This is a genomic window from Acinetobacter sp. B-6, assembly GCF_056930735.1.
In genome coordinates this window covers 47,560-60,256 of record NZ_JBXPBY010000003.1, presented here as the reverse complement: position 1 = coordinate 60,256, position 12,697 = coordinate 47,560, and the positions used below count along the sequence as shown (strand labels likewise).

Sequence of the window (12,697 nt, the reverse complement as noted above, 5' to 3'; positions counted from 1 at the left end):
TTAAATATAAATTATTTAAAAACAGAAACATCTAAGGCATTTAAACGATCTAAATCTGCTTGTGTATCCACACCTGGCGGTAAATTGACTTGTGCAATATCTATGGCAATACGATGTCCATTCTCTAAAACACGTAATTGTTCAAGGCTCTCTAAACGCTCCAAAGTGCCCATATCCCAAGTCACATATTCTTGTAACAATTTCACCCGATACGCATACAAACCTAAATGTCGATATGCAGATTGATGTAATGTTTGATCATTCAGTTGTTCAGTTTTACGTTCATACGGAATCGGTGAACGACTAAAATAAAGCGCTTCGTTAAATTTTGACATGACCACTTTAACAATACTTTCACGCTGGAACTCTTCAAGCTGATGAATGGGTTCGCATAGTGTTGACATTGAACATTGTGGATTTTCGGCAAGCAGTGTTGCGACTTGAATGACCAATGGTGCAGGGAGTAAAGGTTCATCGCCTTGCACATTGACAATGATATCATCTGCATCCCAACCTTTGATTCGAGCAACCTCACTCAAACGATCAGTACCCGATGGATGATTAGGATCTGTAATCACCACATCCACACCCTCCTGACGACAAATCTCAGCAATACGTGGATCATCTGTTGCTACACACAGATCATCAAACCCCTGAACTTTTTTTGCTTGATCAACGACACGCAGAATCATTGCACGACCATGAATTTCTAAAAGTGGCTTTCCAGGTAAACGTGTACTCGAAAAACGTGCAGGAATAACAATATGTTTCATCAAATTAACCTTGTATTAGATCAATACCAAGCTGAGAGAGTTGTTGATTAAGGAGCAAATAACATTCTTCTGAGAGTACTGCACCGACAGGAACCACCCAAATTTCGCGATTAAATTCAGGATGATCTTTTAATAAAGCCAGTAATTTCACCGCATCTTTTTCAGTCGTAATGATTGGATTTGCATCTTCAAATTGTAAATCATCAATTTCATAATCATGATGGTCTGGGAACTCATGACATTGAAATTGGCTCACACCAATACTTTCCAGAGTATTGTAGAATCGCTGTGGGAACCCAATACCCACCACCGCATAATAATCGAGCGTGGGGTCAAAAGCTTCAGCTTGATCAAAAAAAGGATTTAACAAATAAGGTTCGGCAACCTCTAAATGCATGTTCAATGGTGAATGTGGCTGTTGCGCATGTTCAATCACTGTACTTTGCTTTAAACGACTGATTGGTTCTCGCAGATAACCTTCGGGAAGCATTTTTTTATTCCCTAAGCCTCGATTATTATCTAAAACAATCCATTCAATCTGTCGTTGCAATGCCCAATGCTGCAAACCATCATCACTAATAATCAAATCCAAATCATAACGCTGAAGCAACAGCTCAATGCTTGCACGGCGATTTGCGCCAACCACCATAGGCACATCAGTCGATTGCACAATCAAACAAGGCTCATCACCCACCGCTTCAGGTAAGGAATCTAATGTTACCAGTGCAGGAAATGGACCCTTACCCCCATAACCACGACTAATCACACCGACACGAACCTGATTAAGTTGTAAATATTTGACCAACTGAATCAAAAGTGGAGTTTTCCCACTTCCACCTACAGTGATGTTTCCAATGATCATCACCGGGACTGGAGCTTTATACGTTTCTTTGAGTCCAAATTGATACAACTGTTTATTGAGAACAAAACCAAATTGATATAGCCATGACAACGGACGCAGTACAATCAACCACTTGGATTGTTTATTCCAAGCATCTTGAATGATTTGCGCGAGAGACATCCGTTATTCCTCAAAATTGCGTTCATGTAACTGATAGTAAGCGCCGTGTTTTGCCAACAATTCAGCATGGCTACCTTGTTCTATAATACGCCCTTTATCCATAACCACAATCTTATCTGCATTTTCAATAGTCGAAAGACGGTGTGCAATTACAATCGTTGTTCGATTTTTATCTAAAATTGCTTCATCAAAGGCTTTCTGAATGAAATGCTCAGATTCATTGTCTAAAGCACTGGTCGCTTCATCCAGAATAAGAATAGGCGCATTCTTAAGAAGTGCACGTGCAATCGCAATTCGTTGACGTTGCCCACCTGATAGGCTAAGCCCCTGCGCACCCAATGGCGTATCATAGCCTTTTGGCAATGCCATGATAAAATCATGTGCATAAGCCGCTTTTGCAGCAGCAATCACTTGCTCTTCTGTGGCTGCTTCCAACTGACCATAGGCAATATTTTCACGAACAGTTCGATCAAACAAAACCACTTGTTGGTTGACCATCGCAACTTGCGAACGTAAACATGTCAATTCAATATCACAAATCGGTAAATCATCTAAATAGATTTCACCTGCGCTTTTTTCTTGGAAACGCACCAACATATTAACAAGTGATGATTTTCCAGCCCCAGAACGACCAACCAGTGCGACAGTTTGTCCTGATTGTATATCTAATGATAAATTATCAATTGCTTTGACATTATTTTTATAAGTTAAATCGACATGCTCAAATTTAATATTGCCTTGTAGCTCAGGAGTCTTTGTACCCGTGTTTTCTTCTTGTGGTAAATCTAAAACTTCAAACACTGAATATGCAGCAGCCATACCTCGCTGTAATTTCTCATTGATATCTGTTAAGTTTTTAATTGGTTTTGCCAACAAACCTGCTGCAGTGATATAAGCAACAAACTCGCCCGCTGAAGTATCACCCAAAATTTGCGGACGTAATGCCAACCAAATAATAATCCCCAATGCAAACGACATCACCAATTGCACAAGTGGGCTATTTAAATTCTGCACCACGACCATTTTCAAGCCGCGTCTTAAATTCTCTTGGGATGACTTGTAAAAACGAGCTTGTTCACTATCCTCACCAGCAAAGCTTTTAACAACAGCATTACCGCTTACTGTTTCGTGCACAATATGGTTAACATCACCCATGGTATTTTGCACTTGAATCGATAGTTTACGCATACGCTTAGATGCTTTACGTACCAGCAGACCAATAATGGGCATAAAGATAAAAATACACAGTGTTAAACGCCAATTGGTATAAAGTAAATAGCCCAATAAACCGAGTGTAATCGTACCGTCTCGAACCAATGTTTTCAGTGATTCTGATGAAGCTGCCGTTAACTGCTCAACGTTATACATAATCTTTGCAGTAATATGACCTGATGAGTTATCAAGATAATATTGTGCAGGCAGTTTGAGCAGTTTGGCATAAATTTCTTGGCGTATACTAAACACCAAACTTCTGGAAATCACAGCGGTGAAATACCCGCCCATGAATAAACCTAAACCGCGAAAGAAAATAAGCAAAATAATTAATGCAGGAAACCAATCAAGATCACTACGGCTACCGCTTTGAATCGCATCAATAATATATTTGAGTAACTTAGCAACTGAGACTTCAGTGGCTGCATTTATTCCAAATCCGACAATAACGAGTAAGGCTGCCCCCCAATATGGCTTCAAATATGCCAATAGGCGAATATAAACCTTAAAATCTTGATTCACGAATTAATAACCTCGAGATGGAACTTTAGTACTGATATTGATATTGACGAAACCCAGTTGTCCTGCGACATCCATTACTCGAATAACATCTTGATGAGTGGCTTTCGCATCAGCGGCAATGACAAACATTAAATCACGTTTATCATTGGCTGCCTGTTTGATCGCAGTACTTAAATCAGCAGACTCTTTACTGGAAAGTGCCTGACCGTTTACCGCATAATGACCTGTCGAGTCTACCATGACTTCAATCTTGTTTTTGTATTCTTTTGGCGGAACACCTTGCGCATCAGGTAAAGACAGATTGATACGACTCTGTTGATTAAACGTGGTGGTCAATAACAAAATCACCAAGATAAACAATAAACAATCGATCAATGGGGTAAGGTTGATATGAATATCTTCAACCGTTCTTCGTTTAAATTTCATAAAACACCTCCAGCTCAGCCTTAACCTGCTTTTCGTTGTGCACTTTCAAGGTGTTTTTGAAAAAATAATGCTGCATGAAATAATGTTGATTGTTGTTCTAATTCAGCCACATATTCCTGTACCAAACGTTGAAAATAGCGATAAGCAAATAGAGCAGGAATTGCGATCAACATCCCAGCGGCTGTTGTGATCAACGCTTTTGATATACCTGGAATCATCATGGTTGGATTTGCAGTTGAACCCAAATCAATCACTAAAAATGACTCGATAATCCCAATTACTGTACCTAACAAACCCAACAAAGGTGCAACAGCACTTAAAGTCCCCAAGAAATTGATGTTTTTTTCTAAATATCCGATTTCACGTGAAGCTGTCACTTCCATTTGCGCGCGCGCGTATTCTTCACCTTGAGAATAAGCATCCACGGCATCTTTAAAAATATACCCCAATGCTGATTGGCGCGCAGATTGATCCTGTTCCAAAACATCTAGAACCTCATCAATATCTCGTCCTTTATACAGCATCAATGATTTAGGCAGAACTAAAGATCGTTTTAGTCGTATAAATCTCTCGATCGAAATTGCAACTGTAAAAATCGAACATAAAACCAATGGCAGCATTAACCAACCGCCGGCTTTAACAAGTTCCCACATCTTTAGTTCCCCAAATTAATCAATCATGAAAAAATTATTGTTCTGCTAAACAGATATTTAAAATACCATCCAACTCATCAAGTGAGTTATAACTGATGACCAACTTCCCTTTGCCTTGCTTGTTATAATCTAATTTTACACTGGCGCTGAAACGTTCCGAAAGTTTTTGCGTCAATTGCTGCACATCAGGTGCAAGTGGGTCTTTAGATTTTTCCTGTTTAGGCGTATTCCAATCACGTACCAGCTGTTCAGTTTGACGAACTGATAAGTTGCGATCAATTACCATTTTGGCAATTTGTAATTGATCTTTGGCTTTCAAGGTCAATATGGCACGCGCATGCCCCATATCCAATAAGCCTTGTTGCATCAGATTTTTAATTTCATCATCGAGACTTAATAGGCGTAATAAATTACTCACGGTTGTACGTGCCTTACCTACCGTATCCGCAATTTCTTGATGGCTTAGACCAAATTCATCATGGAAACGCTGTAAAGCCAAAGCTTGATCTACAGGATTAAGATCTTGACGTTGAATGTTCTCGATCAATGCCAATGCAATCGCAACCTGATCAGTCAAATCACGAACAATTGCGGGGATTTCTGTTAAACCCGCTAACTGTGCAGCTCGCCAACGTCGCTCACCCGCAATAATTTCGTAAGGTGTTTCAGCACTCTCAATTGGACGAATCACTATCGGCTGCATAACACCGTGTTTTTTAATCGAAGCCGCAAGCTCTTGTAGGTCTTGCTCATCAATAAAGCGACGCGGCTGATATGCACCACGTTTTAATTGATTGACATCAATCTGTTTTAACTGACCATGATCCAAAGCTTGAACTTCAAGCTGTAATTTTTCTTTTTGGATTGAACCTAATAATGCATCTAAGCCACGACCTTTAGCCAAGCCTCTTTTTTTAACGGTCATGCTTTATTTCCTTTTTTCACTTTACTCTTTTTCAACATTTCAGCTGCTAAATTTAAATATGCAATTGCACCTTTAGAGCTTTTCTCAAAATAAATAATCGGCAAACCATGTGCTGGCGCTTCAGCCAAACGCACATTACGCGGAATCACTGTATCATAAAGTTTTTTGCCAAAATACTGTTCAAGTTCGGCAGAAACATCACGAGTCAATGCATTACGTGCATCATACATGGTTCGAAGCACCCCAATAATTTCCAACTCAGGATTCAGCGCTTGTTGAATTTTATCGATGGTTTGTGTCAAATCTGCAAGACCTTCCAGTGCATAATACTCACATTGCATTGGAATAATGACAGCATCAACTGCAGCCAGTGCATTTACTGTAATCAAACTGAGACTTGGAGCGCAATCGACAATAATGTAATCAAAATCTTTTTCAATCTGTTGCAAAGCATTACGTAAAATAAATTCACGCCCTTCTTGTTCTGCAATTGCCAGCTCTACACCAGCCAAATCACGATTTGAACCTAAAACTTTATAACCGACTTCAGCTTTAGTAATCGCTGTTTCAATTGGAACTTCACTCAGCAACACATCAGTAACTGAATACAATAAATCATTTTTTTGAATTCCAGACCCCATTGTGGCATTGCCTTGAGAGTCCATATCGACCAATAAAACACGCTTTTTCAATACTGCCAAAGAGGCAGCCAAATTTACGGCTGTTGTGGTTTTACCGACGCCACCTTTTTGGTTTGCGATAGCAATAATTTGAGCCATGGTAACCCCAATCCTTTGTCTGTTTTAGATCTGTTTTAATAAAAGTAAATGACGTTGTTCATCTAATCGCGGCACATGCAACTCTACAATATCACATTGCCAATGATCTTTCAGTGCATCCACTTCTTCTGTAGGCACCAACCCTTTCATTGAAGCAATAATGCTTTTCTCATGCATATAAGGCTTTGAGGCAGCGACAAAATCAGTCAATGAAGCAAATGCACGACTGGTAATCACATCAAACTGCCCAAGGTCATTGATACTGTCTTCATTTTCTACGCGCGTCTGCACCGCAACGACATTTTTTAATTTTAAATCTGCAATAAACTGTTTCAGAAAACGAATTTTCTTACCATTTGAGTCAAGCAACACGCACTGACGCGCTGGCTGACACAATGCAATAATCATCCCAGGCATACCACCACCTGTTCCGATATCTAACAAACGACCTTGAGGTAAATCATTTAAAATACTTAGACTATCTAACAAATGTTTAACCAACATTTCTTTGGGATCACGAATTGCGGTTAAGTTATATGCTTTGTTCCACAGGACGAGTGCATCTTGATAACGCAACAACAATTCTAAAGCTTCATCAGTCAGTTCTAAGCCAAGCTTTAAGCTACCTTGCTTTAACTCTTGAAAAAATGGATGCATGATCGAATAACATCTCTAAAAAATTAGCTGAAAGTATACCGATTTCTAGCCCGTGGAACAGTAGTTAGCGATGAGTTAATATGCAGTTAAGCATATACACCCTGTCTAATTTGCAAATCTAAGGCGGTTAAACGCTCAGGAGTCCCTACATCAACCCATGCCGCTTGCATCTTTTCTGCAGAAATCTTGCCATCCAACATGCCTTGTTTGAGCAATGGAGCCAATGGTCGTTTACCATGTTCCAAACCATCAAACATTTTAGGATTGATGATAGCGACACCACTATAGGTTAAATTTTCACCAAGCTGTTCTTGATCAAAAGTATAAGCTCGACCATTTAACAAAGTGAAATCACCCTTAGGATGTTGTTCAGGATTTGTAACAAAAACCAAATGTGCTAAATCTTTATCAAGTTTCACATCAAGTAAGGCAGAGAAATCAAATGTGGTCCAAACATCACCATTGATTAAAATAAAAGGCTCGTCGCCCAACAAAGGCAAAGCATTGATAATGCCTCCTGCGGTTTCCAAACCCTCATCCTCTCTGGTCCAGCGAATTGTTACACCAAACTGAGCACCATCTCCCAATGTACCAATCAAAATATCTGCCAACCATGCAGAGTTAATGATAATTTCAGTCACACCTATTTTTTTTAATTTTTCAATATGCCAAACAATAAGTGCTTTGCCTCCCACCTCTAATAAAGGTTTTGGCTTATATAAGGTTAAAGGACGCATTCTATTGCCCAACCCTGCAGCTAAAATCATTGCTTTCATGCTGCAACCACCTCATATTTACCATATTTGTCTTCAAATTTAGGCAAAACTCTTGTATGTATAAAGTTCATAAACGGTTGCAATTCCGCATACGGTTTAGACTCTTCCAGTAAATACCACATTACGCGCGGTAAATCTTTGAGATAACCTGATTTTCCATCACGCTCAAATAAACGCACAAAAATACCTAAAATTTTGATATGACGCTGAATTGCCATCAAATCGGCATCTTGTTTAAACTGCTCAAAACTACGCTCATGTTTCGCTGATTCAGGTAAAAGCGCATAGAACATTTTAAACCATGAATACACACGTTCAGGATTCCATTGCACATAAGCATCACGGGTAATTGAAATCAAATCATAAGTATCCGCACCAATCACAGCATCTTGGAAATCGATGATACCCTGTTCAACCTCACCTTCAAGAATCATCAAGTTGCGACTATGAAAGTCTCGGTGAACGATCACTTGTGGCTGTGCCAAAGCAGCATTTGCCAATATTGCAAAAGTTCGTTTGATTAAAGCTTGCTCTTCTTGACTCACTTGAATGTTTAAAGCAGGCAATAACCAATCCGTCAACAACTCCATTTCTGAAATTAACTTTTCATAAGCATATGCGGGTAGATGCGCTTTACCTTCAATTGATTGCAATTGCACCAACTGTTTAAAACTTTGCGCATAATGTGCGTCTACTGTTTGTTCATTTAATTGTGTAGACAGCAGAACATCGCCAAAATCTTCAAGCAATAACAGACCTTGTTGTAGATCTTTTGCGACAATATGCGGAACTCTGACACCATTTGAGTCAAAGAATTCATCAATCGCAACAAAAGGACGACAATCTTCCTTCTCAGGAGGTGCATCCATCAGCATAAATGTTTTATTATTCAAAGTAATTCGTGCATAACGACGGAAACTCGCATCGCCTGCTAAAAAATTGATTTCAAATTGATCTGAACTGAGTACAGATGTTATCCATGTTTGTATCAAGTGTTCACGTTGTGTATTCATTTGCAATTTAATCTAATTCAGGCTGAATTTTTGAAGTGCTAAGTGTAGCTACTTATCAACTTTTTCTCTATGATGCGACAATAATTAATTGCGATTAGCATATTTGGTTAATGAGACAAATGAAGCATCAGTTTAAATTTAATCCTTTAGCGACTGCTATTTTGACACTTCTTTGTGGAAGTTCAGTATCCAGCTATGCTGAATCGACAACCTCTGTTTCTGAAGCAGCTGTCTCCAAAGTGAATAACAAGCAATTAAATGCTACGATTAAAGAGAGTTACCCTGGTCAAAACTTTTTTGAACAATACTATGTAGACAAAAACGCGCCTGAAGCCCAAGTACGTGATGAAAACAATGCAAGTAATCGCTACTGTGAAGGGGTTTGGGTTACTCCATTTAGCACTCAGGCAAAAACAGTTGACCCTCAAGAAGCTTCATCTGTCATTACTGCTGATCAAGCCTACTACAATCCAAATGGCGACTCTGTGTTGTCTGGAGATGTCATGATTGATCAATCTGGGCGAATGATTCGCGCAGATGAAGTAACCATTGATAAAACACAAACTTTTGCAAAAGCAAAAGGCAATGTACAAATGGCGCAAGGCGGTATCATTGCGCAAAGCGATCAGATTGATTACAACCTAAAAGATGAAACTGGGCAATTAAACAATAGTTTTTATATTGCTGAAATAACACATGCGCATGGTCATGCAGCAAAAATTGAAAGAACATCACCAACAAATATCGTACTAGAAAATGCCAGTTATAGTACATGCCCACCTGACCAGAAACCAACTTGGAAAATCCAAGCCAATAAGATTGAGCTCGATCAAGAAACTGGGCGCGGTGTAACGCGTGGTACCAAATTATATGTAAAAGATGTTCCTGTACTTGCTGTTCCTTACTTCAATTTCCCAATTGATGATCGTCGTACCACGGGGATCATTAGTCCAAACTTCGGGTTTACCAACGACGGTGGCTTTGAACTTGCGGTTCCAGTTTATTTAAACTTAGCGCCGAATTATGATGCGACCATCACTCCTCGACTCATTACAGACCGTGGTCTAATGGCTCAAGGCGAATTCCGTTATTTAACCGAGAATTTTGGTGCGGGTAGTATTTGGGGGAGTTACTTGCCTTCAGATCGTGGCTACGATGATGAAGATCGTAAGGACTTACATTTTCTACATAGATGGAATATCGATAAGCAATGGTCGACCAATCTAGAATATAACTATGTGTCTGATAAAGACTTTTTTTCTGACTTAGACAGCAATCCAAACTCGCGTACCGAACTGAATCAACGACGCGCTTGGGAACTCAACTACAACCACGGTATTCCTGGTTTAAAAGCTCAATTAAAAGTTGAAGATTTCCAAACCTTAGATAAGACAGTCAAAGATGTAGACAGACCTTATGCTCGTCTACCGCAGTTTCTACTCAATTATGTAGGTGGCGATTATCAAGGCTGGGAATACGAATTTAACAACGATACTGCATATTTCAAAAAAGATATTAATGATGCTGATTATAGCAACCAACCTAGCGGTACACGTTTATATAATCAGTTTGCGACACGTTATAACTTCCGTAATCCGTGGTCATTCGTCATTCCAGAAGTTTCTGTCCGTAGTTTAAATACATTCTATGACCAAACTACTGTGGATCAATTGAATCTTAACAACCAAAGTCAAGATTCAAAAAATAAATCTGTGGTTGTTCCTCAGTTTACTTTGGACACTGGGCTAACCTTTGAAAAAGATGGTAAGTTCCTTCAAACCATTACTCCTCGCGCATTCTATGCTTATGCACCGTATAAAAATCAAACGGGTTATCCAAACTTTGATTCGACTAGTGCATCAATCAGTTATGATCAATTGTTTAGCCCTTACCGTTTTTACGGTCATGACCGCCTTGAAGATAACAACTTCTTGTCACTCGGGGTAAGTTATAGTCTATTTGATACGGTTGGTTTAGAACGCTTAAGAGCCAGTATTGGACAAAGTTATTATTTTGATGATCGTAAAGTTACTTTACTCAACAATACAGATGAGTTGGATAAAGAAAAACACACTGGTCCTGTGATCAGCATTTCGAGTCAGCTTTCGCAAAACTTTACTGTAAGCACCAATTCAGCTTGGATGTCCAATGGCGATAGTGCACAACATGACTTCCAAATGTATTACACAGGTGAAAAAGGAAATTTATACAACGTTGGATATTTTTATAGAAACAACCTCCCTGATCGCCAACGAGAATACGATCAAGCAGTTGCATCATTTATACAACCAGTAAAAGATAACTGGCGTATTATGGGTCATGTTCAATATGACCTTGACAACCATGTTGCACGCGAATATCTATTAGGTGTGAATTATGAATCTTGTTGTTGGGGAATTTCGGTCTATGGTCGTTCTTACTTCAATGATCTAGATGATGTTTCTCTCCCAGATACCAAGCCAAAACGCGCAGTTATGGCTGAAATCACACTCAAAGGACTAGGTGGTTTGAACAACAAGTTAAGTTCATTACTTCAAAATCGTATTTTAGGTTTTGATAAAGCTAATCAATCTTGGACTCATTAATGAAGACGCAAAAATTTAAAGAACTATTTAAAGCATCAACCTTAGCTTTACTCATCTCTACATCGTTATCGGTTTATGCAGCACCTAAAGATCAAATCATTGCCATTGTTGGTTCTACAGCAATTTTAAAAAGCGATTTAGACCAAGGCGTTGCTGAAGCTGCACATAAGTTCCAAGCACAAAAAAAAGAACTCCCGCCGCAAATTATTTTGCAACAGCAAGTGCTCAATCAGCTCATCACCCATGACGCACAACTTGAGCAAGTTAAAAAATATGGTTTAAAAGCTGATGAAAAAAGCTTAAATGAAGCTGTTCTTAAAGTCGCTCAACAGTCCGGCTCTAATTCTTTAGAAGCTTTCCAACAAAAACTAGATAGCGTTGCACCCGGAACATATGAATTATTACGTGATCGTGTTTCCGAAGATTTATTGATTCAGCGTCTCAGTCAACAACAAGTCATGTCTCGTATTAAAATTACCGATCTTGATGTTGAAAACTTTTTAAAATCACCTGAAGGTCAAGCTGCTGTTGGAAGCCAAGCACATGTCCTACATATGCGTATATCAGGTAATGCCCCTGCGGATGAACTTGAGGCAGTTGCCAAATCTGTTCGTACTGATTTAAAAGGCACAGATGATGTAAAAAGTTTAGAGAAAAAATTCAGCACGGCTCAAATCAAAGTAGATGGTGCGGACATGGGCTTTCGACCACTTTCAGAAATCCCAACTGAACTTGCTGCCCGAGTAAGCTCTCTTGAACCAGGACAAACCACTGAGTTGGTCCAAGCGAAAGATGGTATTCATGTTTTAAAACTACTTGAAAAGAAATCAAATGAGCAAAAAGCACTTGTTCCACAGTTTGAAACTCGTCATATTCTCATTAAAACTTCCGAAGTAGTTAGCCCTGAAAACGCTAAACAAATGATTGAGAGTATCTATAACCGTCTCAAAGCGGGTGAAGATTTTGCAACACTTGCATCAACATATTCGAATGACCCCGGTTCAGCACGTGATGGTGGTAGCTTAGGATGGGTCAGCCCAGGCATGATGGTTCCTGAATTTGATAAAATGATGCAAAGTGCGACAGTCAACGAAATCAGCAAGCCATTCGAAACCCAATTTGGTTGGCATATCCTGCAAGTCACTGGCAAACGTCAACAAGATATGACTTCTGAATATCAAAAACGTATGGCTCGTCAAATTTTAGGGGAACGCCAATTTGAATCAGAATATGACAGTTGGTTAAGAGAGTTGCGTGCCAATACTTATATTGAAATTAAAGATCCAAGTTTAGATCCAAAGAAAAATCAAAATTAAGTATCAAATAAAAACCAGTGCTTTGCACTGGTTTTTTTA

Annotated in this window: 12 protein-coding genes; 2 read left to right on the top strand and 10 right to left on the bottom strand. The window is 39.2% G+C overall.

The genetic code is table 11. The features are described 5' to 3' along the window. Positions 1-11: 11 nt before the first annotated feature. From kdsB to AC1Z3T_RS04530, 10 genes are all read right to left on the bottom strand, one after another. Entirely contained in the window at positions 12-773 is a 762-nt protein-coding gene (gene kdsB / locus AC1Z3T_RS04575) for a 3-deoxy-manno-octulosonate cytidylyltransferase (RefSeq protein ID WP_121775060.1), read from the bottom strand. Positions 774-777: 4 nt separating this feature from the next. Continuing rightward, positions 778-1,794 carry a tetraacyldisaccharide 4'-kinase gene (lpxK, locus tag AC1Z3T_RS04570; protein ID WP_005029269.1) on the bottom strand — a complete coding sequence of 339 codons (1,017 nt, stop codon included), beginning with the start codon at positions 1,792-1,794 and terminating at the stop codon, positions 778-780. 3 nt (positions 1,795-1,797) lie between these two features. Continuing rightward, positions 1,798-3,528 (bottom strand): lipid A export permease/ATP-binding protein MsbA, encoded by a 1,731-nt coding sequence (msbA, locus tag AC1Z3T_RS04565; RefSeq protein ID WP_004830996.1) that lies wholly within the window; start codon positions 3,526-3,528, stop codon positions 1,798-1,800. A gap of 3 nt (positions 3,529-3,531) precedes the next feature. Next, complete coding sequence (locus tag AC1Z3T_RS04560) at positions 3,532-3,954, bottom strand: ExbD/TolR family protein (protein WP_004830997.1); 423 nt, start codon at positions 3,952-3,954, stop codon at positions 3,532-3,534. Between the two features lie 20 nt (positions 3,955-3,974). Continuing rightward, on the bottom strand, positions 3,975-4,607 hold the full coding sequence (locus AC1Z3T_RS04555) for a MotA/TolQ/ExbB proton channel family protein (protein ID WP_004830999.1): 633 nt from the start codon (positions 4,605-4,607) through the stop codon (positions 3,975-3,977). 34 nt (positions 4,608-4,641) lie between these two features. Beyond that, positions 4,642-5,532: a ParB/RepB/Spo0J family partition protein gene (locus AC1Z3T_RS04550; protein ID WP_004831000.1), complete on the bottom strand. Its 891-nt coding sequence runs from the start codon at positions 5,530-5,532 to the stop codon at positions 4,642-4,644. After that, on the bottom strand, positions 5,529-6,311 hold the full coding sequence (locus tag AC1Z3T_RS04545) for a ParA family protein (RefSeq protein ID WP_004831001.1): 783 nt from the start codon (positions 6,309-6,311) through the stop codon (positions 5,529-5,531). Before AC1Z3T_RS04545 ends, AC1Z3T_RS04550 begins: the two co-directional genes overlap by 4 nt. 24 nt (positions 6,312-6,335) lie before the next feature. Further along, the gene (rsmG, locus tag AC1Z3T_RS04540; RefSeq protein ID WP_004831002.1) at positions 6,336-6,968 is read right to left on the bottom strand and encodes a 16S rRNA (guanine(527)-N(7))-methyltransferase RsmG; all 633 of its coding nucleotides are present in this window, start codon (positions 6,966-6,968) and stop codon (positions 6,336-6,338) included. Between the two features lie 86 nt (positions 6,969-7,054). Beyond that, a complete protein-coding gene (murU, locus tag AC1Z3T_RS04535; protein WP_004831003.1) occupies positions 7,055-7,744 on the bottom strand; it encodes an N-acetylmuramate alpha-1-phosphate uridylyltransferase MurU in 690 nt (229 codons plus the stop codon). Further along, entirely contained in the window at positions 7,741-8,757 is a 1,017-nt protein-coding gene (locus AC1Z3T_RS04530) for an aminoglycoside phosphotransferase family protein (protein WP_009586646.1), read from the bottom strand. The genes murU and AC1Z3T_RS04530 overlap by 4 nt, the downstream gene beginning before the upstream one ends. Positions 8,758-8,876: 119 nt before the next feature. On the opposite strand from AC1Z3T_RS04530, the gene AC1Z3T_RS04525 reads away from it, so the two are divergent. Next, the gene (locus AC1Z3T_RS04525) at positions 8,877-11,342 is read left to right on the top strand and encodes an LPS-assembly protein LptD (protein WP_010591136.1); all 2,466 of its coding nucleotides are present in this window, start codon (positions 8,877-8,879) and stop codon (positions 11,340-11,342) included. Beyond that, positions 11,342-12,658, top strand: a complete 1,317-nt coding sequence (locus AC1Z3T_RS04520; RefSeq protein WP_009586658.1) for a peptidylprolyl isomerase — start codon at positions 11,342-11,344, stop codon at positions 12,656-12,658. Before AC1Z3T_RS04525 ends, AC1Z3T_RS04520 begins: the two co-directional genes overlap by 1 nt. Positions 12,659-12,697 lie beyond the last annotated feature (39 nt).